The 26,993-nt window shown below is 65.7% G+C and carries 22 protein-coding genes; 4 read left to right on the top strand and 18 right to left on the bottom strand.

Annotated elements, in window-relative coordinates:
- Positions 1-122 precede the first annotated feature (122 nt).
- The 6 genes from CSC94_RS07030 to CSC94_RS07005 all read right to left on the bottom strand — a co-directional run bounded on the left by CSC94_RS07030 (position 123) and on the right by CSC94_RS07005 (position 7,850).
- Complete coding sequence (locus tag CSC94_RS07030; RefSeq protein ID WP_099305348.1) at positions 123-1,256, bottom strand: glycosyltransferase family protein; 1,134 nt, start codon at positions 1,254-1,256, stop codon at positions 123-125.
- On the bottom strand, positions 1,246-1,878 hold the full coding sequence (locus CSC94_RS25160; protein WP_280949979.1) for an acyltransferase: 633 nt from the start codon (positions 1,876-1,878) through the stop codon (positions 1,246-1,248). Before CSC94_RS25160 ends, CSC94_RS07030 begins: the two co-directional genes overlap by 11 nt.
- A gap of 86 nt (positions 1,879-1,964) precedes the next feature.
- On the bottom strand, positions 1,965-3,776 hold the full coding sequence (gene glmS / locus CSC94_RS07020) for a glutamine--fructose-6-phosphate transaminase (isomerizing) (RefSeq protein WP_165784358.1): 1,812 nt from the start codon (positions 3,774-3,776) through the stop codon (positions 1,965-1,967).
- Positions 3,777-3,778: 2 nt separating this feature from the next.
- On the bottom strand, positions 3,779-5,290 hold the full coding sequence (locus tag CSC94_RS07015) for an O-antigen ligase family protein (protein WP_133122841.1): 1,512 nt from the start codon (positions 5,288-5,290) through the stop codon (positions 3,779-3,781).
- Positions 5,274-6,686 carry a lipopolysaccharide biosynthesis protein gene (locus tag CSC94_RS07010; protein WP_099305340.1) on the bottom strand — a complete coding sequence of 471 codons (1,413 nt, stop codon included), beginning with the start codon at positions 6,684-6,686 and terminating at the stop codon, positions 5,274-5,276. The genes CSC94_RS07015 and CSC94_RS07010 overlap by 17 nt, the downstream gene beginning before the upstream one ends.
- A 3-nt stretch (positions 6,687-6,689) precedes the next feature.
- The gene (locus CSC94_RS07005) at positions 6,690-7,850 is read right to left on the bottom strand and encodes a glycosyltransferase family 4 protein (protein ID WP_099305338.1); all 1,161 of its coding nucleotides are present in this window, start codon (positions 7,848-7,850) and stop codon (positions 6,690-6,692) included.
- A 95-nt stretch (positions 7,851-7,945) separates the two neighbouring features.
- On the opposite strand from CSC94_RS07005, the gene CSC94_RS07000 reads away from it, so the two are divergent.
- Entirely contained in the window at positions 7,946-8,875 is a 930-nt protein-coding gene (locus CSC94_RS07000; RefSeq protein WP_099305336.1) for a glycosyltransferase family 2 protein, read from the top strand.
- Positions 8,876-8,877: 2 nt separating this feature from the next.
- A complete protein-coding gene (locus tag CSC94_RS06995; protein ID WP_099305334.1) occupies positions 8,878-10,383 on the top strand; it encodes a SpoIIE family protein phosphatase in 1,506 nt (501 codons plus the stop codon).
- Between the two features lie 53 nt (positions 10,384-10,436).
- On the opposite strand, the gene CSC94_RS06990 is transcribed toward CSC94_RS06995, so the two are convergent.
- The 5 genes from CSC94_RS06990 to CSC94_RS06975 are packed head-to-tail and all read right to left on the bottom strand — an operon-like array spanning position 10,437 to position 14,933.
- Positions 10,437-11,459 carry a glycosyltransferase family 4 protein gene (locus tag CSC94_RS06990; protein WP_099305331.1) on the bottom strand — a complete coding sequence of 341 codons (1,023 nt, stop codon included), beginning with the start codon at positions 11,457-11,459 and terminating at the stop codon, positions 10,437-10,439.
- An 8-nt stretch (positions 11,460-11,467) separates the two neighbouring features.
- Positions 11,468-12,154, bottom strand: a complete 687-nt coding sequence (locus CSC94_RS06985; RefSeq protein ID WP_099305329.1) for a P-loop NTPase family protein — start codon at positions 12,152-12,154, stop codon at positions 11,468-11,470.
- Between the two features lie 12 nt (positions 12,155-12,166).
- Entirely contained in the window at positions 12,167-14,314 is a 2,148-nt protein-coding gene (locus tag CSC94_RS06980) for an SLBB domain-containing protein (RefSeq protein WP_165784357.1), read from the bottom strand.
- Complete coding sequence (locus CSC94_RS24580) at positions 14,290-14,649, bottom strand: hypothetical protein (RefSeq protein WP_165784356.1); 360 nt, start codon at positions 14,647-14,649, stop codon at positions 14,290-14,292. The genes CSC94_RS06980 and CSC94_RS24580 overlap by 25 nt, the downstream gene beginning before the upstream one ends.
- Positions 14,646-14,933, bottom strand: a complete 288-nt coding sequence (locus tag CSC94_RS06975; protein ID WP_099305325.1) for an STAS domain-containing protein — start codon at positions 14,931-14,933, stop codon at positions 14,646-14,648. Before CSC94_RS06975 ends, CSC94_RS24580 begins: the two co-directional genes overlap by 4 nt.
- A 229-nt stretch (positions 14,934-15,162) precedes the next feature.
- Here CSC94_RS06975 and CSC94_RS06970 point away from each other — a divergent pair, with 229 nt between their 5' ends.
- Both CSC94_RS06970 and CSC94_RS06965 read left to right on the top strand, forming a co-directional pair.
- Complete coding sequence (locus tag CSC94_RS06970; protein WP_099305323.1) at positions 15,163-16,227, top strand: glycosyltransferase; 1,065 nt, start codon at positions 15,163-15,165, stop codon at positions 16,225-16,227.
- Positions 16,220-18,007 (top strand): sugar transferase, encoded by a 1,788-nt coding sequence (locus CSC94_RS06965; protein ID WP_099305321.1) that lies wholly within the window; start codon positions 16,220-16,222, stop codon positions 18,005-18,007. The genes CSC94_RS06970 and CSC94_RS06965 overlap by 8 nt, the downstream gene beginning before the upstream one ends.
- A gap of 85 nt (positions 18,008-18,092) precedes the next feature.
- Here CSC94_RS06965 and ppsA read toward each other — a convergent pair whose 3' ends face one another.
- The 7 genes from ppsA to CSC94_RS06930 form a co-directional block, all read right to left on the bottom strand.
- Positions 18,093-20,480 (bottom strand): phosphoenolpyruvate synthase, encoded by a 2,388-nt coding sequence (ppsA, locus tag CSC94_RS06960; protein ID WP_099305319.1) that lies wholly within the window; start codon positions 20,478-20,480, stop codon positions 18,093-18,095.
- Positions 20,481-20,661: 181 nt separating this feature from the next.
- The gene (locus CSC94_RS06955) at positions 20,662-22,809 is read right to left on the bottom strand and encodes a xanthine dehydrogenase family protein molybdopterin-binding subunit (RefSeq protein WP_099305317.1); all 2,148 of its coding nucleotides are present in this window, start codon (positions 22,807-22,809) and stop codon (positions 20,662-20,664) included.
- A 3-nt stretch (positions 22,810-22,812) separates the two neighbouring features.
- Entirely contained in the window at positions 22,813-23,274 is a 462-nt protein-coding gene (locus CSC94_RS06950) for a (2Fe-2S)-binding protein (protein ID WP_099305315.1), read from the bottom strand.
- A gap of 971 nt (positions 23,275-24,245) precedes the next feature.
- A complete protein-coding gene (locus CSC94_RS06945) occupies positions 24,246-24,599 on the bottom strand; it encodes a hypothetical protein (RefSeq protein WP_099305313.1) in 354 nt (117 codons plus the stop codon).
- Positions 24,600-24,871: 272 nt separating this feature from the next.
- Positions 24,872-25,321 carry a DUF2924 domain-containing protein gene (locus CSC94_RS06940; RefSeq protein WP_133122840.1) on the bottom strand — a complete coding sequence of 150 codons (450 nt, stop codon included), beginning with the start codon at positions 25,319-25,321 and terminating at the stop codon, positions 24,872-24,874.
- 4 nt (positions 25,322-25,325) lie between these two features.
- The gene (locus CSC94_RS25240) at positions 25,326-25,535 is read right to left on the bottom strand and encodes a DUF3489 domain-containing protein (RefSeq protein ID WP_425356511.1); all 210 of its coding nucleotides are present in this window, start codon (positions 25,533-25,535) and stop codon (positions 25,326-25,328) included.
- A 631-nt stretch (positions 25,536-26,166) separates the two neighbouring features.
- Positions 26,167-26,925 carry a flavoprotein gene (locus CSC94_RS06930; protein WP_099305307.1) on the bottom strand — a complete coding sequence of 253 codons (759 nt, stop codon included), beginning with the start codon at positions 26,923-26,925 and terminating at the stop codon, positions 26,167-26,169.
- Positions 26,926-26,993: the final 68 nt, after the last annotated feature.

The raw sequence follows: 26,993 nt of genomic DNA, 5'->3' as shown, positions 1-26,993 counted from the left end.
ACAGCGACCGGAAAAAGCGATTTCAACCTCATGGTCGGCAACTCCTGACTCGATACGCCCTGTGCGTTTCAAGTTCCGTGCCATGGCGGACCGCCGGTGCGGCAAGATGCATGACGGCGCGATCACAGGGCGTCGATCAGGCTTGCAACATGGGCAGCGCGCGCATCCCAGCCCTGGTTTGCCAGGCGGGATACGAAGGCGCGGGCCTCGCCGGTTCTTGTCTCGGCCTCGAGGATGGCGTCGGCCAGGGTCTTGCCGGTTCCGGGTGTCGAGACCGGCGCCTGAAGGTCCCGGATTGCCGGAAAGGCATAGGTTGCGGCGACGGGGCGGCCCGCCGCCAGGTATTCGCGCAGTTTCAGCGGATTCGACGCGTCGATCTGGCGATTTCGCACGAAGGGCAGGAGGGACACGGTCCAGTGCTGCGACCAGGACGGCAGGCTGTCATGGGATACCGGCGGTGCCAGGCGGATGTTTGCCAGGCCTTCGATCGGGGCGAGGTCCGCCTCGATGCGGCCGATCAGCACGAAGGTCCAGCCCGGCAGGCGGCGAGCGGCATCGGCGATCGCCGGCAGATCGATCCAGCCGTTGAGCGAGCCGTAGAAACCGGCGGTCTTGCCCTCCGGCAAGGCGGCGTTCCGTGACGCGGGACCGGAGAAGAGCCCGAAGTCGACGCCGTGGGGCAGGTGAACAGTCCGGGCGGGATCGAACCGTTCGGCGATTTCCGGACTTGCCGCCAGGATGAGATCGGCCCTGTCGGCGAGCGCCCGTTCCATGGCTGCGACCGGACCATGATCGACCCCGTGGAGGGCCGCGAAATCATCGCCGGCATAGTAGACGACGGCGCGTTCGCCCAGGGTGCCGACGAGCGGCAGCGCGGTCGGCAGGGACGTCCAAAGGACGGGCGCCTTCATGCCGTTTCGTTCGAGCGCCGCGTTGACCTGTGTCCCGACGAGCCGGCGATTGATCGCGGCGGCCACGCGGGAGCCGGGCCAGGACACGGCGCGCGGCTCGATGATGGCGCGAAACGGATGATCGCTGCGATCCGTCCTGCCAGCCGGGACCGGTGGCGTGCGTAGCAGGCTGACGGCCTTCGTTGCGAGCCGGGTGGCATCGCGCCGGGTCAGCCGCGGCCGGCGCAGGCCCAGCGAATTGATCCAGAGCGTGTTCCGGTCGCCGGCGAGGCGGCGGACCAGGTGCTGGGTCGAGGAGGGGTGACGGCCCCAGTCCTCGCCAAAGACGACGAGATCATGCGGCATCGCGGTTCCCGGCGGGGCCCAGATGCCTGATGACACGGGCCGGCGAGCCGGCCGCGAGCACGAAGGGCGGCAGGTCCCTGGTCACGACGCTGCCGGCGCCGACCACCGTTCCCCGCCCGATGGTGACGCCGGCCAGAACCGTCACGCCGGTGGCAAGCCAGACATCGCGTTCGAGCACGATGTCGCCGCACTGGTCCGGCGTGTCCGGCAGGCCCGCCGCCCGGTCCTCCGCATCCAGCGGATGGCCCGGATAGCCTGCCAGGAAAGCGCGTCCGGCAATGCGGACATTGTCGCCGATGACGACCTTTCCCGAGACAGCGATGGTCGTCTGCCAGCCGATGTCGACATTGGAGCCGACGAGGAGTTCAGGCGGATATGCCGATCCGGTCCGCCCGGTAATGGTGGTCTGGCCGGACATGCGCACGTCCCGGGCACAGCGGATGCGCACCGGCCCCATGATCAGCGGTATGCCGCCATAGACGAAAAGCCCTGGCGCATCGCCATCGAAGCGTGCCTTGAGCAGCGGTGTGGTCCAGGCGGCGCGCCAGGCTGCTTGCCAGCCAGCAAGGACCAGGCGCCGCACTTCGTAGAGACGCCTGTGAATGGCCGGAACAACCGGCATGGAGCATGTGCGTGCCCGTTGTGCCAGTGACCGGGCGGCGCGCGCCAACGGCGAACGACCCTGTTTGGCCCATTGGCGCAGGCCGTTCATTCGACCGTCACCGACTTGGCCAGGTTGCGCGGCCGGTCGACGTCGAGACCGCGCACGCAGGCGGCATGGTATGCCAGGAGCTGCAAGGGGACGGCAGCGACCATCGGCCGGATGAATTCCGGTGCGCGCGGCACGGTCATCATGCCGCTGGCGACATCGGCCATGGACAGCATGGATTCGCGGTCCCCGATCACGTGGACCTGGCCGCCACGGGCGGTGACCTCGCGCAGGTTCGACGCGAGCTTCGGCCGCAGGTCGTCGCTGCCAGCCAGGGCAAAGACCGGCATGGCGTCGTCGACGAGGGCGAGCGGCCCATGCTTGAGTTCGCCGGCGGGGAAGGCCTCGGCGTGGATGTAGCTGGTCTCCTTCAGCTTCAGCGCGCCTTCGGCGGCGAGGGCCTGGAAAGGGCCACGCCCGAGGAAGAGGGCGCTCGATACTCCGGCCAGGCCGCTGGCGGCCTCGATGACGGCCGGCTCGTTGTGCAGCGCGGCGTCGATGAGCGCCGGCAGGCGCAGGAGATGGTCGCGCAGACGGCCCGTGATCGTCGGAGAGGCCTGGCGGAGCGCGAGGTGAAGCGACAGGTGCGCCATGACCACGAGCTGAGCCATGAATGCCTTTGTGGACGCGACGCCGATCTCGGGCCCGGCGGCGAGCGGAAGCGTGATGTCGGCCAGCCTGGCCATGGTCGACCCGGATTCATTGACGATGGCGATGACCGGCATTCCGAGGCGGCGAAGCCGTTCGAGGGCGGCGAGCGTGTCGGCGGTTTCGCCGGACTGCGAGACAAGGATCGCCACTTCGCCAGGGTATATCCGCGGCAGGGCCTCGTAGCGGTATTCCGATGCGACATGGACGGTACACTCGATGCCGGACATGGACTGGATCCAGTGCCGGGCGACCGAGGCGGCATGAAAGGAAGAGCCGCAGGCGACGAAATTGATGCGGCGGATCCGAGCGGCGTCGAGCGAGAAGAGCTGGTCGAGCAGCGACCGGTCCCTGTAGAGGCGGTTGATCTGGTCGATGACCGCGGGCTGCTCGTAGATTTCCTTGGCCATGAAGTGGCTGTGGCCGCCGGTGTCGAACGCATGGCTGGCGCGTGGCACTTCGAGCAGGGGGCGGTTGACCGGCCGCCCGGCCCTGTCGCGGATATCGATTTCATTCGCGGAGATGCGGGCGGAGTCGCCGTCTTCCAGGGCCACGGCCCGATCGGCGAGCCCGGCCATGGCATTGAGATCGGAGGACAGGCAGGTACAGCCGTCCCCGAGGCCGGCGACGAGGGGGCTGCCGTTGCGCGTCGCATAGATCTCGCCCGGCGTTTCGCGCGCCATCATCGCGATGGCATAGGATCCTTCCAGCCGCGCAACGGCCTGGTTCAGTGCCTTGAAGGGGTGAGCGCCTTTGTCCATGGCCATGCGGACGAGCCAGGGAATGACCTCGGTGTCGGTCTGGCTGACGAAACGGGCGCCGCGGGCCGCCAGCTCGGCGCGCAGCGCGGCATGGTTCTCGACGATGCCGTTGTGCACGATCGCGATGCCGTCGGCAACGTGGGGATGGGAATTGACCGTCGCTGGCGCGCCGTGCGTGGCCCAGCGCGTGTGGGCAATGCCGGTGACGCCCGATACCGGGTCGCTGGCAAGCAGGCCCTGCAGCGACGACACCTTGCCGGCTTCCTTGCGCACCACGATTTCGCTTCCCTGCTGGACGGCAAGGCCGGCGGAATCATAGCCGCGATACTCGAGACGCGTCAGCCCTTCCATCAGGAGGGGGGCCGCGTCGGCGGTCCCGGCGACGGCGAAAATTCCACACATGGTCAGGATCCTTTCCCGGGTTCGGTCGCTCTGTCTTCCGGGTGACGAGCAGGAAGCGTGCCAGCCGAAACGGGCTCCGGAAGCCGGTTGACGATGCGGATTTGCGGCTTGGGGGCCGGTTGCTCTTCGCCATCTGCAAAGGTTTTCGCAAAGTGGGAAGCGGCCGAGGCGATCGCCAGCAGGATGTAGACCGGCCAGGTGAAGCCCTGGGTCAGGAAGGTGCCCGACACGCAGAAGCCTGCAATCCCGGAGGTGACGGAGAAGGCCGCGACCTGTACCGGCATGGGCGCATTCTCGCGCCGAAGGATGCGGGAGGCGCGGAATGCGACGCGGGCCGTGGCGATGATCATGGCGACGAAGGTGAAGAAGCCAGGCCAGCCGGTTTCGGCGAGAACACCGAACCATGTGGAGTGGACGGCCTTGTTGAACCCGGTCCAGTGGGGCGTATAGAGCCAGAAATTGGGAATGAAATTGTCGAGGCCGACGCCGTTCAGCGGCCGTGCCATGGACATGTTGAAGGCTGCCGTCCAGGCCCAGATGCGCCCCATGGCGCTTTCATCGATGCCGTCCTCGGCCGCGCCGCCCGACGACCGGTCGGATATGCCGGCGGCTGCGAACAGCACCAGCAGGCCGAGGCCGCCAATTCCGCCGAGGACGACCTTGGAGCGGATGATGCGCAGGCCGGTAACCCCGAAGACGGCGACGATGCCGAGAAGACCGCCCCGGCTCTGGGTGCAGATTACCGCCCAGATGATCAGGGCGCTGCCAAGGCCGCCGAGGATCCTGTTCACCCAGCCGCCACGGGCCGTTGCCATGGAAACGGCGAAGGAAAGCGGAAAGGTGAGAACCAGGGACAGGTCGTTCGGGTCGCCCAGCACGGAGCCGATCTCGCGTCCGATGGTGACGCGGGAGCCTTCGACAAGACCGATGCCGGCCAGCTTGTTGGAGATGGCGACGATGGAAACGGCCACTCCGGAAACGACGATGACGCGGGCAGCAAGCTGGAAATCGGACGGGTTGCGCAACAACCAGGCGATGGAAATCGTCATGATGGCGATCTTCACATAGGCGCCGCTCCAGTAGGCGATGGCGATGCCAGGGTTCGAGGCGAAGGGCAGGCCGATGGTGACGAGGGCGAAGAAGATGGCGAAGGCGGTCAGTTGTCCGCCCCAGAAGGGCCGGATCTTCTTCATGACGCCGATATGCCAGACGAGCACCAGCAGCGTCGGCAGCGCCAGAAGTTGCGGGATACGGAACGGAAGCAGGAAGGGAAAAGCCTCGTGAAGCCGGAAGAAGGTGAAGGCGACAAAGCCCAGGACCAGCCAGACCGGAATGCGCATCATGATGATGAGGCCGAGCGGCGCGGCGGCCAGCGGAAGCACCAGCGCGGGGTGCGATATCGCCAGGGTCGGCAGCACGGAAACGAACGCCAGGCCCAGGCCGACCGCCAGGCCCCTGGCGCTCAGGCCGTCCGGCAGGTGCACCCGCGGGCGCAGGTCATGCACGGAGCGCATGGACATGCACCCGGCGAAGCAGGCCGGGCCTCGAGACGGCAAGGGCCAGGAAAGCCAGTGTCGGTGCAGCGAGGACGGCGGTCGCGGTCAATGCCAGTCCGGCGTCGGCGGGAAGCAGGATGGCCGGCCATGCCGCGGCGGACACGATCATGACGGCGGATTTCGAGACCAGCGGGACCGGCGCTTCGCGGCGCGACAGGACGATGAAGGCCGCCAGCCGGAAAGCCTGCGCGATCCAGGTCGCGGCGATCGCGCCGGCGAGACCCCAGGCCGGGATGAGCAGGGCATAGGCGGCAATGGCCAGCGCCGCCGCCGCCCCGTTGACGGCAAGCACGGCCAGCGTGTTCGCGCGCATGTAGGCGCCGGCGTTGGACAGGCTGACCAGTTCGTTCAAGGCGATCACGCCGATCAGCCAGGGGAGCCAATGGAGGGAGGCGGCGTAGGAGTGCGGCAAGGCCATCCGCACGAAGGCGGGCATGGCGAGGTGAACCGCGACCGCGCCACCCGACAGTATGGCCAGGCCGGCCAGCCAGGCGTTGGCATTGGCCTCCTGCCCACCCGGGCGGGCAAGCATGGCAAGCCGGCGCGGGTACCACCACAGGCCGAAGGGCTGGACGACGAGGGCCGTGGCGAGGGCGAGCTTGGCGGCGATGGCGTATTGCGCCATGTCAGCGCGGGTCACGGCACCGGCGATGAACCAGCGGTCTGCCGCGCCAAGGGCAAACATGCACAGGCCGGACAGGACGATGGGCAGGCCATAAGCGGCAATGCGGCGCAGCATCACCGGGGACATTGCCATGCCGTTTTCGCGGAGGAAAGCGGTGACCAGAACCATGGCCACCAGGAGGTCGATCGACGCGTTGGCGGCAAGAACCCCGGAGGCCCCCATTCCAAGCCCGAGAACCGTCCAGACGAGCGCGATCTGCGCCACGGCGCGCAGCAGGATGAAGCCGAGGAAGGCCAGCGGCCGGTCACGCAGGCGCAGCCAGGCAAGCGGTGTCTCGATGAGAGCGGTGATGCCGGCGCCGGCGAGCGCCAGGCGAAACGCCACGGGCGAAACGGACAGGGACGACCATTGGCGCAGCGGGTCCGCCAGCGCCTGCACCAGCAGCAACAGGATTGCGATGGCAATCGCGCCTGTCCCCGCCAGTTCCGACAGGGAGCGGCGCTCTTCCGGCGTTTCGCCGGCGCAGAAGCGGTAGACAAGTTCGGTCATGCCGAGCGCGGAGAAAAGAGCGACGAACTCGACAATGCTTGCTGACAGGTCGAGTTCGCCGAAGTCAGCTGGCGGGAGCTTCCAGGCGAGAAGCGGTATGGTGATCAGCGAGAAGCCCTTCATCAGGACGATGGCAATCCCGTAGACGAAAAAGCTGGCGAGCGGACCGGTGAGGCGCATGGCTCAGGCGGCCTCGACCATACCCGACAGGGCGCGGGCCTGCGCGGCCAGCGTGAAGTGTTCGCAAACGCGCTTCCGGCCGGCCTGGCCCATCTGGCGACGGTGTTCGTCCGGCATGGTCGCCAGTTGCGCCATGGCGCAGGCGAGGGCGTCCGGGCTGGCCGGCGGCACGAGGAATCCCGTTTCTTCCGTAACCGTTTCCTTGACCCCCATGAAGGCCGTGGAGACCACCGGCAGGCCCAGGGCCATGGCCTCCTTGACCACCAGCGGGCCGGTGTCCCGGCTGCCGTCGGCAGCGGTCTTGAAGGGAAGGACGACACCGCGATAGCGCGGTCCCTCGGCCTGAAGCCAGTCCGCGTTGCGTTGTCCCAGCAGCCGGATTTCGTGAAATCCGCGCTGGTTGATGAACTCCGTCTCGCGCGATACCGTCTCGTGCAGGGGGCCTTCACCGACGATGTCGAGGCGGATGGGAACCGTGCGTTCCAGCAGCCGGAGCGCGCGCAACAGGTCGTCGATGCCCTTCTGGCCGACGAGGCGGCCGATGAAGAGAAACCGCCCGTTGTCGTGCTCGGTCTCGGGGCGCGGTTCGAAACGGGTGGTATCGGTTCCGCAGGGAATCCCGCTGATAGCGGCGTTCGGAGCGATCTGTTTCAGGTCGTCTTCCATGTCCCGGCACACGGCGACCACCCGGTCGGCCTCGGCGAGCTTGATTTCCAGGTCTTCCGGCTCGGCATAAATGTCGTGGCCATGGCAGGTGAAGCTGACGGGCAGGTCCGTGATCCGCCCGGCAACGAGTGCATGGGCCGCGGCGCCGCCGGCGAAATGAGCGTGGATATGATCGCATTTCGCGTCGCGGATCGCGCCGGCCAGTTTCATGCCGGTCCAAAGAAGGGACCGGCGGGGCAGGCGTTTCTGCCGGCAGACGAGCGACAGGCTGCGCCAGGCCAGAGGGGCCACGCGGAAGGCGGCCGAAACGGCAATGCGCCCTATCGTGTGAGCCCTGGCCGCGATCTCCCGGTCCGCCGGCTGGGCCGGCCCATCCCGCAAGTGGAAGACGAAGGGGACGACGCGATGGCCGTGGGCCTGCATGGCGCGGATTTCGTTTCCGACAAAGGTTTCGGACAGGACCGGAAAATCGGTCAGGACGTAGGCGATCGTCTTCATGGGGTTCCCCGGTTTGCACTCGGCACCCGCTTTGCAAGGGCGATGCCAAATGCCGCCTGCGGCATTGCCAATTTCAAACCGTGGAGATATCGAAAATGTCCAAGCCGCTCTGCTCGGTCGTCATTCCCGCCTACAACGCGGCGGCCTTCCTGCCGGCTGCCATCGCTTCGGTGGAGGCGCAGGCGGTCGAGCCGGTCGAGGTGCTGCTCCTGGACGACGGATCGACCGACGGAACGGCTGAGTGGCTCGCGACCGCGCAGCGGACCCGCCCCTGGCTTCGGGTTTTCCAAGGGGGAGGCCTTGGGCCAGCGCGTGCACGCAACCTCCTGATTGAAAAGGCACAATCGGACCTGATCGGTTTTCTCGATGCCGACGATCAATGGCTCGACGGCAAGCTCGATCGGGATATCGCTTTCCATCGTGCTCATCCGGAGGTCGCGTTCACCTTTACCGATTACCGCCATCTCGATGTGACCGGGCGGTCGCTCGGAACGGCCTTCGAATACTGGAAGCCGGCGTTCATGGCCCGGTCCGATACAGCGTTCCACTTGCTGGAAGATCCGCTCCCGCGCCTGCTCGGCTGCAACCTGGCGGGGACGTCCACCGTCGTTGCGAAACGCGAAATCTTGCGAAATGCAAACGGATTTGCGGAAGATCTGCCGTCGGCGGAGGATTGGGACCTGTGGTTGCGCCTGGCGGAACGCGGAGCGGTCGGCGTCTCGACGCGCATCGGCGCGAACTACCTGGTCCGGTCCGGAAGCGAGACCTCGAACCGGCGTGCGCGTATCGACGCGATGGAGCGTATCCTTCGCCGCTACGATCATCCCGGCATGACGCATGGCGCCCGGCGCCAGGCGCGTGCCCGGCTGGCTGCCGTAAAGGCGGAACAGGCGCAGATATGCGGTCGCCGTGGTAAGGCCCTGTCCTGGCGCCTTGGCGCGCTGCTGCAGGACCCGACGCGCCGAAACATGCACGAAATGCTCGCCGCCGCGCTGAGGGCCGGCGGATACCCGGGGAGGGCGTGAGCATGCTGATCGCGCGGATGGAAGGGCAGGGAACGCTGGAAACGGTCGCACGCATGCGCCAGGTGTTCAATTGCGAGGCGTTCCGGCAGACCGAGGCCCGCCAGGCGCTGGAGGAGCTGGAGCTGGCATTTGCCGAGATCGCGACCAACGCGGTTCGCCATGCATCGCGCAAGCCGACAGAAATGGACGTCCAGCTTCACCTGGAGGGCGGACGCTTCAGGGTCGAGTTCCGTGACGACGGATCGCCGTTCAGCGGTTTCGAGCGGGCCTGGACGACCTGCGGCATCGGGCCGATGGACCCGATGGCCGAAGGCGGGCGTGGCCTCTGGCTGGTGCGCCAGTCCACCGACGACCTGGCCTATGACTGCCGCCATGGCAATCTCTGGACATTCACGCGGTCGCTCGGCGCTCACGGGCGGCCGGCCATTCTCGTCATCGAGGACGATGATGCGACGCGCGGGCTCTACATCGCGCTGCTGTCCAAGATCGCCGAAGTGAGCGCGGCGGGATCGCTGGCCGAAGCCCGGGCGATCATCGCAGACAGCCAGTTCGACCTGATCGTCGCCGACTACAACCTTGGCGACGGTGACGTCGCGACGTTGCTGGATACCGTGCCGGACCTCAACACGCCGGTGATCTTCATCACGGCAGATGACAGCGGCGCGGCGCGCGAGACCGGCCTGAGGCACGGCATACACTCGGTGATGCAGAAACCGGTGCGCCCGCTGGAACTGCGGGCGCGGGCATCGGAAGCCATCGCCGCGCATCGCGGCCATACGGTCAGGGCCGTGCGCCAGTTGACCGGGGAGGTGGAGCCGATGATCGCGGCGCTGGAGCCGTTGAGCCTGACCGGCTGCCGCGTCGTTGCCCGCGGCGCCAGCGCCAGCGCCGGCGGCGGCGACACGTTTCTCGACCTTGGCCGACAGACCCTCGCATGCGGATCGCGCCAGCGCCTTGTCCTGGCCGATTGCGCCGGGCATGGCATGCCCGCGCGGCTCCAGTCCGCCATGCTGGGCGGTCTTCTCTCGGGCCAGAAGCGCGAGCAATGGCGCGGTCCCGACCAGTGCCTGGACGATCTGTCCGAAGCGATGCTGAGCCATCCGGCTGTCGGCAAGGTCGTGGCGACCGTGATCGTCATTGATGTCGTCGGCAGGGGCGTGCTGGAACTGGCCTCGGGCGGGCATCCGTCGCCGCTTCTGCTTGCCAGCGATGGCGCCGCACCGTTCATGCTGGAGGGCAACCTTCCCGGATTGACGCCGGAATGCAATGCCCGTCCGCGCGTGCTTCGGCTGAAGCCGGGCGAGCGTCTGTTCGTGGCGACCGACGGCCTCGCGCCGGCCAGCAGCGCCACGCTCGAAGGCATGCCGGATGCGGTTGCGACCGCCCTGTTGCGGTCGTGTGCCATGCCCCTCGATGCCGCAGCGAACACCATCGAGGCGGCCGCAAGGCTGGCTTTCGGATCCCGGCCCGCGGACGACTGGACCTTCGCGCTCTTCGAGGCGGACTGATGCCGGCCGAGGCAAGACAAGGCGAGACAGCGCGCCGCTGAGCCGGAAACCCGTCAGGCGGCCTTGTCGCGCGGACGATAGCCCGCGTCGAGATAAGCCTGCATGATGGCGGGCAGGGCGGTTTTCGGGGAGTAGTGCGCGCGAATTGTCGCGATGGCGTCTTCGCTCATGGCCTGGCGCCGGTCCCGCGGCAAGGCCGTCAGCCGATCCAGGCATCGTGCCGCGGCATCCATGTCGCCGGCCGGGTAAAGAAAGCCGTTCACACCGTCGCGGATCAGGCCCGGCAGTGCTCCGATGGCGGGCGCGATGACGGGGACGCCGAGCCCCATGGCTTCAAGGGCAGCCATGGGCAGGCCTTCCTTCCGGCTTGTCATGACCAGGGCGGTCGTCTTTTCCAGCCAAGGGGTGATGTTCATGGCGAAACCCTCCATCACCGCCGGGCTGGAGAGCGACAGGACCAGTTCCTCGCGCATCGGGCCGTCCCCCAGAAGGCGCCAGTCGCCGGCCTCGCTGCGCATCTGCGCGAGTTTCAGGAACAGGTCCGGCCCCTTTTCGGGCGACAGGCGGCCAGCGAACAGGAAGACCGGTTCCAGCGGTTCCGGCCTGGGGCTTTCTGCCGGGGTGACGAAATTGCGGATCAGGGTGGAGGGCCCCGGCAGATTGAGTGCGATGTCGCGGGATACCGCCAGCCGGGTTCCCAGGAACGACGTCTGCTCGTCGATCGCCTGGTAGAGGCCGACCATGCCCGGTGCCCGCTCGCCGGCATGAAAGGTCGACACGACCGGGACACCGGAGACGCGGGCGCCGAGGCGGCCGAGGATGCCGGCCTTGTAGCCATGGGTGTGGAGCAGGCCGGGGGCCATGACGCGCAGCCACCGGCACAGGCCGGCGAATCCGCCGGCAACGATCACGGGCAGTCCGGAGGCGAGAAAGCGCTCGTGGGCAGGACTGGCCTCGTAGACGTCGTGCAGGAGAACGCGGGCATCGTGACCCGTCCGGCGCTGCTCGCGGACAATCGTTTCGACATGGGTTTCGATGCCGCCGACATAACGGGCGTCGAGGTAGTGCAGGATCATCGCGAACCTCAATGGTGCATGTTCAGGGCCGGCCAGCCCTCGACCTTGCGGGTCATCCAGGCGACAAGATGGGGCAGGAACCGCTGGAACCGCCGGACCTCGCGTATCATCTCCTGGGCGAGCGTCGGGTTGAGCCTGTCATTGAGAACCAGCGCGGAAACGACCGCGCCGGATTCCGTCAGCCATTTCAGAACTTCCTCCATGCCGGCACGGGGCACGGTGCCGGGCAGCGTGACCAGCACGACCGCCTCGGCGGCCGAGGCCGTCAGGGGCGTGTAGATCGCCGGCTGCGCGGTTTCGAAGGGCGGGCAATCGAAGACAACGGCATCAAACCGTTCCAGCCAGTCCGCGACAGCCAGCGCCAGCCGCTGTCCGTCGTTCAGCAGTGCGTGCAGTTCGGTGCCGGCCGGGACATCGATGGTCCAGAGCATGTTGCCGGCTGTACGGCAGGTCTTCCATATGGCTTCGGTGCTCGTGGCGATATCCTCGCCCATCGGTTCGCCGGAGTGGCGGAGCCGCGCGCGAACGAGGAGGACGCGCTTGCCGAAGGCAGCGCCGGCGGCGGCAATATCCTCGGCCAGGCCGCAGGACCCTGCATCGGGCTGCGAACCGGTCACGGCGAGGCTTCGGGCGCCACGGCCGAGCGTGGCGGAATAGGCGCGCTGGGCGGCAAGGTCCCGGCTCTTGGAAATCATGGGCCTGTCTCCTCAAAGTGCGGCGACGGCGGCCACGAGGCCGACGATCTGGGCCGCGTCCTTGACCGTGGTCATCACTCTCGCCCACTGGCTCTGGGTCTTGTCGGGCACGTAGACGGTGTCGCCGGGACGGACGACCGGGAGCTTGCGGGCGTCGCCGGTCCGCGTGAAGGCCAGAAGGTCGAAGTGAAAGGCGCGGACCTCGCGACCCATGTTGACCACGACGATCCGGTCCTGCAACGCGCTGTCGGACGGGCCGCCCGCCTGGGCCAGCAGGTCGAGAATGTTCATCCGGCTGGAAAAGGTATAGCGGCCGGGCTTGGCCACGGCGCCGAGGACGCGGACGGTCTCGGCGGTATCGACATCGATCCAGTCGCGATCCTGCGCCGGAACATAAATCATGTCGCCCGGCTGAAGACGGGGGAGCAGGCGCTCGTCGCCGGTTTCCATGTAGCGGGAGAGATCGACGTGAACGGGTTCCGCGTCGGTCTCTCCGCGCAGGGAGACACGGATATGGCGAAGGTCGGCATTGCCGGCCGGTCCGTTGGCGGCAGCCAGAATGTCCAGAAAGCCAAGCGATGCGTTGAACGCGTAGCGGCCCGGCGCGCCGACTGCCCCCATGATGTAAATGGACCGGTCGGCGCCCTGGCGGACCCATAGCGACTTGTTGTCGGATGGATCGACCGGCAGTTCGGGCACCTCGATGATGTAGCCAGCGTGGATGGCGGGCACGGTGTCCTCGCGGCCGCCGTTCTCAAGGTAGGCCCTCATGTCGAACAGGACCGGTCTAGCCGTATCGCCGGCGCGCTGGAGAATGCGGATGGCGGAGAGATCACCCTGGCCGGTCGGTCCGCCAGCATTGGAGATGAGATCGAAGAGGCTCATATCGTCGGACCATTCGTAGCGGCCGGGCTTGTTGACCGCGCCGATCAGCTGCACGGCCCGGGTGGTGGGGATCCTGAGCCAGGAGGGTTCCTGCGTTTCCGTCTTTTCCGGAACGAGGATCGCATCGCCGGGCCTGACCAGCGGAATGTCGGTCACCTTGCCCTCGGTGAAGGCGACAAGGTCGAACATTTCCACCTTTCCGCCGGCACGGATGATCCGGAGCTGGCGTGTCTCCGCAAAGCGGGTCGGGCCGCCCGAATTGGCGAGGATATCGATGAAGGTTGCGCCGTCCTGGGCTTCGAACGCCCCGGGCTTGGCCACTTCGCCCATGACATAGACCGTGTGCTTGCCGCGCCTGATCTGTTCGGCAACGATGGGAACGAAGACCGTCGCCCCCTTCTTCAACTCCGGCAGAAGCTTGGAATCGCCACTGTCCAGGTAGGCCTGGAGGTTGAACAGCACCGGTCCCTTGTCGGTGATCACCCGGATCTGTTCCACCGATGCATAGCGGGTGACGCCGCCGGCCCGCATGATCAGGTCGACGATCGACATTTCCGGCTTGTAGGCGAACTGCGCCGGATGCTGCACCTCTCCGAAAATTCGCACCGAGCCGCCGTTTTCGGCTCCGTCGCCGGCGCGCGACAGGGTCTCGGCGTCAAAATCCATGAAGACGTTGCCGGTGAGGGGCGAGATGGGGACGAAGACGATATCGAGCGGCTGGAGCTTCGGCAGGATCGAGCGGTCGCCCGTATCCATGTATTTCTTGTAGTCGAAGACGATTTCCTTCCTGCCGCGAACGACTTTCATCCGGTCGAGTTGGGCCCCGGCGGAAATGCCGCCAGCCTCGGCAATGGCAACCTCGACCGTGGCGTCGCCGGGCAGTTCCAGCGTGCCGGGCTTCCTGACCTGTCCGGCGACAGCGACGAAGAGCTTGCGCTCCCCGATGCGCACGGACAATCGCTCGATGTCGCGGAAGACCGCCGCGAGCCGGCTCCTTATCAGCGCTCCTGCCTTGTCCAGTTCCAGGCCGGCGACCTTCAGCGGCCCGATCTCGGGCAGCGTGATCTCGCCTTGCCGGTCGACCGGGAAATCACCGGTCAGCGTCTCTTCGCCGGGCAATTGAAGGGCGAGCGTATCACCGATGCGCAGTGTCACCGGTTCGCCGGCCGTTGCCGGCATGACCGCGAACAGGGCCAGGAACAGCAGCAGGGTGCGGATGGTCGACAGGATGGACATGGCGGGTCTTCCGTTCAGTTGCAGGGTGCCTTCAGGCATGTCTGGTGTCCGCTGGCGGACGGGATGTCGGCGCCGCCGAGCGAGATCGAGACCGCCAGCACATCGGCATCCGCGTCGGCGGCGAGGCCGGCGGCCTGTTCGCGGATCGCCAGCGACAGGCGCTCGCGGGCTAAGGCGGCCCTGGCCGGCGCGATGGTTCCGGTCCGGACTGCCCGGTCGAGGGTCTGCCGCGTCTGCTCGTAGTCGCGCGGCGCCGTGCCGAGACGATCGGCAGCGCCACCGCGGGCCTCCGGCGGCCAGGGTGACGCGCATCCTGCGACAGCCGCCATGAGGGCCAGAAGAGCGGTCGGGCGGATGATGCGCATCGCGGTCACGCTGCCGTGCGTGCATCGCCGGAGAGAAGGCCGGCTATGCCAAGGTGGCGCAGGAGCTTGAGCGGCTGACCCTGCAGGCCTTCGAGACGGATGCGGTAACCGCGGGCGCGCATGCGCTTGTGCAGGTAGACGATGGCACCGACGCCCGACGAGTCGATGAAGCGGCAGCGGGTCATGTCGAACAGGACGTCGGCGTCGCTGCCGGCAATGAAATCCATTTCCGGACGCATGGTGGCGATACGGGCGGCGTCGAGGTCGCCTTCAATGGTGATTGTCGTCGGCATGGCAGATCTCCGTTTTTGTCTGGCTGCCGATCAGCAAGCCCCATGCCAGTGCGTTTCCCGTCAAAAGGGGCGCCCAGGCTGCGCAAAAATGGAAGCGCTTTGCAATCTGCAATCGCAATCGGCCGCCGGTTATCGCAATTTGCGGGCAGGACGCGGCATTTCCGGGCACCGGCAACTGGCACGCTCCTTGCCAACCGGAGGGCGAAGCAGTTGCGCAAGGGAGCGTTGAGTGACGCAGGTCCACATCATCCAGAATTTCGCGCCAGGGGGAATCGAGCACCTCGTCCTCGCGCTGGCGGAAGCGCCCGATATCCATGTCTTCAGCCTCGAGGGCACGATCGGCACGCTCGCCGATGCCTGGCCGAAGATCGGGGCGGTGGCGACCCGTCTCGATGCGTTCGGCAAGTGCCCCGGCGTCGATGTCAGGCTTCCGTTCCGGCTTGCCAGGCGGCTTCGCCAGATCAAGGCCAGCAGCGTCGTGACCCATCACGCCGGCCCGCTGGTCTATGGCGGTGCCGCAACACGCCTTGCCGGCATCAACACCTATGCGCACGTGGAGCACGATGCCTGGCACCTTGACCAGTGGCGCCGGCGCCTCCTCGTGCGCGGCGCCCTTGCGCTCTACCGGCCCCACAGGGTGGCCGTGTCGCGTGTCGTTGCGAATGCGGCGCGCAAGCGAACCGGCTTTTCGTTCCGCGTCATTCCCAACGGCGTCGATTGCGACGCGTTTCGCCCGGTCCGCAAGGACGAGGCACGCATGCGGCTCGGACTGCCGACAGACAAGCGGCTCATCGGCTGTCTCGGCCGCCTTGAACACGTCAAGGGCTTCGATCGCATGGTCGAGGCAGCACGCTACCTTCCCGAAGACGTGATGGTGGTCATCTGGGGCGAGGGGAGCGAACGATGGCGGCTGACCGAGCGGATCTGCGAGCTCGGACTGTCGGAGCGGGTGATCATGCCCGGGCGGACCGACCGTTCGAACGCGATCTACCCGGCGCTGGACCTCTTCTGCCTGCCATCCCGCTCCGAGGGATTGCCGCTGTCGATGCTGGAGGCGCAGGCCTGCGGTGTTCCCGTCGTCGCCAGCGATGTCGGTGGCGTGCGCGACGGATTGTGCCCGGATACCGGACTGGCGCTGACACTCAGCGACCGCGAACCGTGGCGGCTGGCCGATGCCCTTCTGCGCCACCTCGAAGGCCTGCCTGCCGGCGATCCGCGGCCTTTCATCCAGGCCAACCTCTCGTTCTCGGAAACCCGCGACGCCTACCGGGCGCTGGAGGTGAGCCATGCTTGAGGCCCTCTTCTGGACGTCCTCGCTGGCGGTCGTTCACCATCACCTGCTCTATCCGCTCAGCCTGCTGTCCATGCCCGGACCGGCCGGCGGGCGAGACCCGGATCCGGCCGAATGGCCGGCGGTCACGCTAATCGTGGCCGCCTACCAGGAGGCGCGCATGATGGCGGAGAAGATCGCCAACATCGCCGCGCTCGACTATCCGGCCGACCGGCTGCGCGTGCGGGTGCACTGCGACGGCTCGACCGACGGGACGGACGCGGTTGCCCGGCAGGCGCTGAGCCTTCTGACGGATCGCGGCATCGATGCCCGCGTGATCGTTCATCCGGCCAACCGGGGAAAGATAGCGGTGCTGAACGAGGCCATCGCGGAAGCGGAGACGCCACTGGTGGCCTTGTCGGACGCCTCGGCGGACCTGTCGGCCAACGCGCTGCAAGCGGCCGCGAGGGCGATGGCGGATGGCGGCGTGGGTGTCGTCGGCGGTCTCTACGATTGCGCGGAGAACGGTACGCCGGGCGAACGGCGCTACTGGATGACGCAGAACCGGTTGCGGGCAGCCGAGGCGGCGCTGGGATCGCCCGTCGGATTTTCGGGCGCTTTCCACGTCTTTCGCCGCAGTGCCTTCCGGCCGTTGCCGGCGGACACCATCAACGACGATTTCGTGCTGCCGATGGCGATCATCGCGCAAGGATATCGCGGGGTGCTTCACCCGGCCATTTCCGTGCGGGAGCGGGAACGGACACGGCCCGGGCAGGAAATGGCAAGGCGCTTGCGCATCGGTGCGGGCAACCTGCAGCAGGCGGTCCGGCTCTTCCGGCTGGCCGATCCGCGGCGGCCCGGGCTGGCCTTTGCTTTCCTCTCAGGCAAGGGCCTGCGGGCGATCATGCCGCTGCTGCTATGCATCGCGTTCGTTTCGGCAACCTTGCTGGGCCTGACACGACCGGCCTACATCGCGCCCGCGGCCCTCGCATGGGCTGGCATGCTGTTCGCGCTGAGCAGCCTCTCGGTGGCGGAAGACCGCCGGTCGCGGTTCCAGACCGTGGCGGCAACGGTCCTCGCCGGGTATGCCGCCAGCGGTTTGGGGGCGCTGTTGTGGCTCTGCGGGCGGTTCAACGTTCGCGGACGATGGAGCCGTCGCTCCGAGGACCTCGCGGGCCATGCGCTGCCGGTTTCCGTTCGCATCGCCAAGCGGATCTTCGATGTCGCCGGTTCCCTGGTGTTGCTGGCGGTGCTCGCCATCGTGTTCGTTCCGGTGGCTCTCGCCATCGCGCTCGAAGGCCGCGGCCCGATCTTCTACCGGCAACTGCGCGTCGGCCGGGCACTGTCAGACCGGACGGAACTGTTCGACCTGATCAAGTTCCGGACCATGCGACAGGATGCCGAACGCCACGGCGCCGCCTGGGCTTCCAAGGGCGATCCCCGCATCACGCGGGTCGGCCGCTTCCTGCGACGCACGCGCCTGGACGAACTGCCGCAGGCCGTCAACGTGCTGCGTGGCGACATGTCCCTGATCGGGCCGCGGCCGGAACGCCCGGTCTTTTTCGGCAAGCTCGAAACGAGCATCCCGCTCTATGTCGAGCGAACCTATGGCATCCTTCCAGGCGTCACGGGCCTGGCGCAGGTGCGCCAAGGCTACGATGAAAGCATCGAGGATGTCCGTTCCAAGGTCGGCTGGGACCATGCCTACGCGCTCAGGATCGATTCCCTGTGGAGCTGGTTGAAGACCGATTTTTCCATTGCCCTGGAAACGCTCGGCGTGATGGCCGGCCGCAAGGGTCAATAGTTGCCCCCGGCACCGGGCCGCCTTCCACATGCGGAGACCATGTCTCCCGGAAGGCGGCCCGGTTGTCTTTCAAGTCCGCGAGCGGTCAGCGGGCCTTTTCCGCGGCCGCGACCTGCTCCTTGACCCGAATGAAGCTGTCGGGCGTCACCGATATGGAGTCGATACCGCATTCGACCAGGAAGCGGGCAAACGCCGGGTGATCGCTCGGTGCCTGGCCGCACAGGCCGACCTTGGCGCCCGCCGCGTGGGCCTCGCGGATGACGTTGGCGATCATCCACTTGACGGCCTCGTCCTGCTCGTCGAACAGGTCCGAGAGGACCTCCGAATCGCGATCGACGCCAAGGGTAAGCTGGGTCAGGTCGTTGGAGCCGATGGAAAACCCGTCGAAGCGCTGCGCAAAGGCGCCCGCGAGCACGACATTGGCCGGGATCTCGCACATGACGTAGACCTGAAGCCCGTTCTCGCCGCGCCGCAGGCCGTTCTCCGCCATGACTTCGAGCACGCGGTCTGCCTCGGCCGTCGAGCGGCAGAAGGGGATCATCATGATCACGTTGGTGAAGCCCATCTCGTCGCGCAGGCGGCGGATGGCCCGGCATTCCAGCGCGAAGCCGTCACGGTACTGCGGCGAGTAATAGCGCGAGGCGCCACGGAACCCGATCATCGGGTTCTCCTCGACCGGCTCGAACTGGCGGCCGCCGAGAAGGCCGGCGTATTCATTGGTCTTGAAATCGCTCATGCGGACGATGACCGGTTTCGGATAGACCGTCGCGGCGATGCGCGACAGGCCGCGGGACAGGCGATCGACGAAATATTCCGCCTTGTCGTCGTAGCCGGCCGTCAGGGAAGCGACCTCGGCCCTGTCATCCGGGTTCTCCAGCGAGTCGAACTTCAGCAGGGCCATCGGGTGGACGCGGATGTGGTTGGAGATGACGAATTCCATCCGCGCCAGGCCGACACCATCGGCCGGCAACTGGTTCCAGCGGAAGGCGGCCGAGGGATTGGCCATGTTGAGCATGACCTTCGTCCTGGTCGCCGGGATATCCTCCAGCCGCAACGTCGTCTCGGAATAGTCGGCCGTGCCTTCGTAGACGAAGCCCTGATCACCCTCGGCGCAGGAAATCGTCACGTCCTGGCCGGTGTGAAGGATGGCGGTCGCGTTGCCGGTGCCGACAATGGCCGGCAGCCCGAGTTCGCGGCTGACGATGGCGGCATGGGACGTGCGCCCGCCATGGTCGGTGATGATGCCGGCCGCCCGTTTCATCACCGGCACCCAATCCGGATCGGTCGTGCCGGTGACGAGGATGGAGCCGTCGATGAAATCGGCAATGTCGGCGGCGCTCTCGATCAGGCAGACCTGTCCGGCGACGACCGAATCCCCGATGCTCAGGCCCTTGGTCAGCACCGCGCCATGGCTGGCGATGGCATGGGCCTTGATCGACCCGTGATCGCGGGCCGACTGCACCGTCTCGGGCCGCGCCTGGACAATGAAGAGTTCGCCGGTCTCGCCGTCCAGTGCCCATTCCATGTCCATCGGGCAGCCATAGTGGTCCTCGATGGTGACGGCCCAGCGTCCAAGGGCGAGGATCTGCTCCTGCGACAGCACGAAGGCCGCGCGCTCGACCTTCGAGGTCGGCACGTTGCGGGTCGGCTGGTCGCCCTTGCCGTAGATCATCTTGATGGTCTTGGCGCCGCGCGTCTTCTCGACGATGGGCACGAGCTTCGGATCGGCCAGGAAGGGCTTGAAGACGACATATTCGTCCGGATCGACGGCGCCCTGCACGACATTTTCGCCGAGGCCCCAGGCCGCGTTGATGACCACCACCTTGTCAAAACCGGTCTCGGTGTCGATGGAGAACATGACACCGGAGCCGCCGATATCGGAGCGCACCATGAGCTGGACACCGATGGAGAGCGCGACGGCGAGTTGGTCAAAGCCCTTGGCCTGACGGTAGCTGATGGCGCGGTCGGTAAACAGCGAGGCATAGCAGCGCTTGCACGCATCGAGCAGTGCGTCGCGGCCGGAAATGTTGAGGAAGGTTTCCTGCTGGCCGGCGAAGCTGGCATCCGGCAGGTCTTCGGCGGTGGCGCTGGATCTCACGGCGACGGAGACCGGTTCGCCACCGCGCGCGGCACAGAGGCGATCATAGGCGGCCAGGATGGCAGCAGCGAGGTCGTCGGGCCAGCCGCCCGACAGGATGGCAGTGCGTACCGTCGCACCCGTCTCTGCCAGGCTGACCGCGCCGGCCTCGTAGGCCTGACAGGCCGAGGCAATCGCTTCGTTCAGGCCGTTGGCGGTGATGAAATGGCGAAACGCATCGGCGGTCGTTGCAAAGCCGGACGGAACGGCAATCCCCTTTTCAGCGAGCGTGCCGATCATCTCGCCAAGCGAGGCGTTCTTTCCCCCGACACGGGCGACGTCTGTACGGCGAACGTCTTCCAGCGGAAGGACGAGTTCAGTTTCCTGGTTGAGCATGGCAATCGGTCTCCTGCGGACGGTGTTGCAATATCATATCCGCAGATCCCGCCACGTGGCGCCATGACTCGTATCAATCGTGCCGGGGCAAATGCCAGAAACCCGGGCGACCGGCAGGACGGAAAAAGGGCGCGCCGTTCGAGGCGCGCCCTTGCGACTGGAAGCCAGCGATTTTTCCCGGTCAGGCGAAATCGATGCCGTCGTCGATCATGGGCAGGTGCATGACCCGCTTGCCCGTGGCGGCAAAGATCGCATTGGCGACAGCCGGACCGGCCGGCGGCAGGCCCGGTTCGCCGATGCCCGTCGGCGCCTCGGTCGACTCGACGATATGCACCTCGATCTTCGGCATATCGGACATGCGCAGCGGCATGTAGTCGGGGAAATTCGACTGGTCGACCATACCGTCGGTGAAGGTGATCTTGTCCCGCATGACATGGCCGAGGCCATAACCGATGGCGCCTTCGACCTGCGCGCGGATGACATCCGGGTTGACGGCAATGCCGACATCCACGGCTGCGACCACCCGTTCCAGCTTCACCTTGCCATCCTTGACCGAGACCTCGGCCACCTCGGCGACACAGGTGTCGAACGACTTGTGGACGGCAATGCCGCGGCCCCAGCCCTCGGGCAGGGTACTGCCCCAACGGGCCTTGTCGGCGGCCAGGCGCAACACGCCGAGGCGGCGCAGATCGCCCGCGAGCAGCTCCTCGCGCAGTTCGACCGGGTCCCGGCCTGCGGCTTCGGCCAGCATGTCCATCGCCACCTCCATGGCGTAGCCGGAGTGGCTGTGGCCTACCGAGCGCCACCACAGGACCGGCACCTCGGTCTGCATGTTGCGGACATCGACCCTGAGGTTGGGAATGGCATAGGCCGTATCGACTGCCCCCTCGACGGAGAAATGGTCGACCCCATCGTGCACGGCGACTTTCTCCATCGGCGTGCCGGTGAAGATCGACTTGTTGGCCAGGCTCGAGTGCCAGGCCACGACCTTGCCGTCCTTGTCGACGCCCGCGCGGATGCGGTGCCTGGTCATCGGGCGATAGTAGCCGCCGCGAATGTCATCCTCGCGGGTCCAGACCAGCTTGACCGGACTGTCGCTGCCAAGCGCCTTGGCGACCATGGTTGCCTCGGCCTGGTAGTCGGCATTGGCGTTGGCCCGGCGGCCGAAGGAGCCACCTGCGTAAAGGGTGTGGATGGCCGTGTTCTCGGCGCCGACGCCGGAAATGGCGCCAACCACCGCCTGGGTCACCGTCTGGAACTGGTTTCCGTCCCAAAGCGTCGTTTTGCCGTCCTTGATCTGGACGACGCAGTTCTGCGGCTCCATCGGTGCATGGGCGAGGAAGGGGAAGTGGAATTCCGCCTCGATGGTCTTGTCGGCCGACGCCAGGGCAGAGGCGACGTCACCGTCATTCCTCGCCACCAGGCCATCCTCGTCCAGCGACCTGGCATATTCGGCTTCCATGGCGTCGGAGGACCGCGTTTCGGCCTTGGAGAAATCCCACTCGACCTTCAGCGCATCCCGGCCCTGCATCGCGGCCCAGGTATGTTCGGCATACACGGCGACACCCGTGGGCACCTGGCGCACATCGAGGACGCCGCGGACCTTGCGGGCTTCCGCATCGTCGACGGACTTGACCGTCCCGCCGAATTTCGGCGCATGCAGCACGACGGCGTACACCGTGCCTTCGGGCGCCGTGTCCATCGCGAATTGGGCCGTGCCATTGATCTTGGCCGGCGTGTCCTTGCGTGGCAGGCGGTCCTTTCCGATCAGACTGAACTGGTCCGGCGTCTTGAGCTTGACGTCGGGCGTCGCGTCGGCCGGCACCTTGCCGACCAGGTCGCCGAACCTGGCGGTGTTGGTGCCATGGCTGAGGCTGCCGCCCGAGACCACGATCTCGTCCGGCGGCACATTCCACTCCTTCGCCGCGGCCTGGACGAGCAGCGACTTCGCCGCCGCGCCGGCCTCGCGATACTGCTGGAAGGAATTGGCGATGGCGGTGGAGCCGCCCGTTCCCTGAACGCCCAGGGCCTTGTTCACGTACTTGCTCGTATCGGCCGGTGCGAATTCGGTTACGACGGTCGCCCAGTCGGCATCAAGCTCCTCGACAACGAGGGTCGCCAGGCCGGTGGTCGTGCCCTGGCCCATCTCGAAATGCTTGAGGATGACGGTGACGGTCCCGTCGGGCGCAATCCGCACGAAGGGATTGGGCATGAAACCGGTTTCCGCGGCAGCCGCCCACTGGCCACGGGTATCCAGTCCGATCACGAGGGCCGCCGACAGCGTGGCGGCGCCCTTGAGGAAAGAGCGGCGATTGGCGCTGATGGTCATGGTTCAGCCCTCCATCCGGTTCGCGGCTTCGTGGATGGCGGCGCGGATGCGGACATAGGTCGCGCAGCGGCAGACGTTGCCGCTCATGTGTTCGTCGATGTCATCGTCTGTCGGCTTGCTGTTGCCGCTCAGCAGGCCTACCGCCTGCATGATCTGGCCGGACTGGCAATAGCCGCACTGGACCACGTCGAGATCGTGCCAGGCGCCTTGCACCGCCTCCGCCACGGGGCCAGACAGCCCTTCGATGGTGGTGACCTTGGCGTCGCCGACATCGCCGACGAAGGTCTGGCAGGAGCGAACCGGCTTGCCGTCCACGTGGACGGTACAGGCACCGCAGGATGCCACGCCGCAGCCGAACTTCGTGCCCTTCATGCCGGCGAGGTCCCGTATGACCCAGAGCAGCGGCATGTCATCCGGCGCGTCGACGCTGACCGTCGCGCCGTTGATGTTGAGATCGATTGTCATCAGATTACCTCCCTCGTAGCGGCGGCTTCTCCCATCTTCCGGCCCGCGAACCGATGGTTCGGGGCCGAATTTCATACCGCCCGTCAACCAAGCTAGGGTCGCCCGGCCATCCGGCAACCGCCGGGGAGACAGGTGCCGGTTTGCAGCCCGCCGCGTTTCGTGGCATGGCGGGCGCCATGACCGACCCACGCGCCTATTTCGCCAATCGCTTTGCCGTCGCGCCGATGATGGATTGGCTATACTGTTGATTTTATTCAATTAAATGGAAGGACGCGTGTGCAATTTATGCACACGGAAGCTGAAAAAACATGCGTGAACTGGACGGAATTTGGCAAGTCCTGACGGGGTGTTTTGCCATATGTATCGACAGACTTTAGCAAGGCGGGCTCGCTCGCCACATGGATTTTCGACTAACTATTGCACATGGGCAGCCTTCGCTTCGATGAAGCTACGAATGCGGCACAAGCCCACAGATATACGGCTGGTTTGCGCCCCCGCGACAGTCGTTGGCCTGGTGATGTGAGAATCCTGAAAGCCGCCATTTGCCGCGATTGGTTCGAATGCCCCAAAGGGCGGGAAGCTGTCCTTCGCTGCACTTCACACGAACGGCGGAAAGGGCGCCGCAAGTGGAATAATGCTAGCGCCGGTGCCTGCCGGTCTTGACCACCTTGCATGGCCCGGCGGCTCCTGGCGCGCAGACAAGGCAAGCCTGCATCTGGACCGAACAGCACATCCATCGGCCGTTTCGTTCCGTGATCCGGGCATCCTTCTTGAGCATACAGGATTGCATGACGGCCTTGGCTCCGTTGGTCAGTGTTGGCCGCGGGTCTCTGGGCCGGGCGTCCGCAACACCCGCAAGCGCAAAGGCTGCACAAATCGTAATAATACTGAGAGTTTTCATGACATTATTTCCTGTCAAATCACAAAATTCATTTTAGAAAACCAAAGAATGTCTGATCGCGCAGATGGCGTCATTCCAGGATTACGCGACCGGAATGCATGGGGCGCACCAGAATGCCCGGAGCAAAACTGCGCGGCTCAATGACACCGATATTGCCGGGTGCCTTGCTCTGAAACGCGTCACGGCCCGGACGGAACAGCTTGACGCATTGCTTGTAGCGCTGTCCGCAATTGGAATCGCTGATGCCATCGTTGATGCACTGCTTTTCCTTTCGCTTGCAGCACGTGTATCGGCCTTGGCCTGTGCACTGCTGTTTCCACTGATCTCCGATCGTTTGATTGAAAGTGGCCGAGTGCGCCGTGGCGGCGAATAATGCGAGTGCTGCGGATATTGTGGAAACCATTGTTGCTGATAGAATTTTCATTACCGTTTTCCTTTTGTTTTAATATTTCCATGATGGAAATCATCTGTTTTGATTTGCCAAATTCACTTGGCAAGATCGGAAGCCGGCAGTTGTTTTGTATTCCCCGCCAACCGTGACACGAAAATGGGCTTTCTGCTGTTAACCGGATCTGAGGCTCATGTTCAGCCGGTATTCATGAAGCGCCGTGCGGCCGCGGCTCCCAGAAGCCGTGATACGTACTGGATATCAAGTGCACTTTCCGCTCTGCTTCGGATCTGTATTATTCGCGCGGCTCAGCGCCGTCTCCATGCGCGAATCGGCTGACTCCGGTGTCCGCCGTCTTCGACCACATCGACGACATGGGGTCGTCCGTTCCATGTGCGGACGAGCCGGGTGCCGGAAGCCAGCGTCGGCATTAGTGCCGACGGTGCAGGGCGTGCGACTGGATCCGAGGCAGCCGGTTCCGGGTTCCCCGACACGCCACTGTCCGTGTGCTTCAACACCGCGGCGTCAGTCGTCGCAAGGGAGGCGATGCCCTGTCTCAGAAACCGGCGCACGGCTTTCGAATGGCCACCGAGGCGACGGGACTGCAGGTGCCAGGCGGCGGAGCGTTCCAGCAAGCCCCGCTTCACCCCCTTGGGTGGTGGATGGCCATGAGCGGTGATCCAGAGCATGACCAGCTCGTCGCGCTGGAGGCGGCTGATCCCGGCCACCTCCGTCTCGATCCTGTCTGACCTGGCCATCGGATCACACCGGCTCGGCTGCAATCGAGTAGCGGGCAACCCCAGCCTTGTCCGTCCGCTTCACCAGGTCCAGACCATGTTTCTTCCTGACGGTCCCGGACAGGAACCCGCGCACGGAATGGGCCTGCCATCCGGTCAGCTTCATGACATCTTCGACCGATGCGCCCTTGCGGCTGCGCAGGGCTTGAAGCACCTGGTCGGCCTTGGTCGCCAGACGTTCGCGTTTTGGTGACGGCGCATTCGAGGATGGCTTCGCCGATCCTGTGGATCGGCCTCCAATCCGCCTTTGCCGCGGCGCCGAGACACGGCGGGGGGCCTTTAGAGCCGACACAGGGCGTTCGGACGTTCCTTCAGCGACGGTGTCGCCGGCGATCTGGTTTTTCCTTGCATTCCTTGCCATGGGCTTTCTCCTTCGGTTCGGACACCGGACCATCCGGTGCACGTACCGACGAAAGCCCGTGACCGGGCAGGGCAGGAGCCGCCACGGTCACTCTGCCGCGTCACGCCGCACCGACAGCAATGCTCTCATGTGCGAAGAAGTCCAGTCGCGAAGACGGGGAAGTGAAAGAAGCTGGCCCTTGGCAGGGAGAGAATGAAGCGCCTGAAAGCCGTTCGGGGAAGGTCATTCGGATTTGCGGCCTGCGAGTTGCTGAAAGCCAGAAACCGCCGCTTGGCGGGGTGACACCGAATGTCCGCTTCGCGCTCCAAAGCGGTCATACGCGATCAGTCTTGAGCCGACCCAAAGCTGCCGTTCCTCTGATGGATCACCTGCTGGTCGTACACGTTAAGAATTACAGGCACGCTCAGCTGAAGCCAATCAGATGTGATCGCCGGAAATCCCATGGCTAGGCGGCTAAAGCAACCGTCCTCAAAGCGTCCATGAGTCCAGCCGGACCCGACCACAGAAAACCATGCCCACCGTACATTGGAGGTGCGTCGCGTCCGAAATCGGCTGCACCGAATATCAGTGTCGGCTCGATGATGTAGCGTCCGTCGGCACGCAACCGATCAATGTTTCGCTGAACGCCGGCGTTGTTCCACATCGTTCCGTTCATGACAGGAGCCAGCACAACCGGAGCCTTGCTTGCGGTGATCGTAAGAGAGAGCAAATCGTTGCAGGCACTTCGCGCGATGCGGTCAAGGGCGTCGGCCGTGGCAGGGATTACGCATATCAGATCGGCTGACGAGGCCAGCGCTACATGGGGCACCCGCAGATTGTCCTGTTGCTCAAAGCCATCACGCCAGACCCGGATGCCGTAGGCTTCTATGAATTCGCGTGTGACGAAACGTGTCGCTGTGTCCGTCAAAATCACGTCAAGCTGCTCCTGGAAGCCGCTGAAACGCAGGCTGAGAATCGTCTGCGCCATTAATCCTGTAACGACACTTCCGGTGCATCCGACCACGAGATTTCCGCACTGCGGCTGGCCCGGACGCAAGTGAAACGAGGGAGCCGAAGACCGTGCAACTTCTGCCAGTCCAAGAAGAGATGCCGCATCATCGGCTACCAGCAAATGGTCTGCCGCGATCAACTCATCGAGCCCCTCGTGATCGCCTTCATGGTGCAGAATCTGGCTATCAAGGATTTCATCGATCTGCTGTGGCATGACGAGGCGCTGCAGTAGACCTGACCATGCTCGTGGTCGTTTCGTAGGACGCGCAATGGTCCTTTCGC

It is taken from the genome of Zhengella mangrovi (assembly GCF_002727065.1).
Classification (GTDB): domain Bacteria; phylum Pseudomonadota; class Alphaproteobacteria; order Rhizobiales; family Rhizobiaceae; genus Zhengella; species Zhengella mangrovi.
This window is presented reverse-complemented; position numbering and strand designations above follow the sequence as displayed.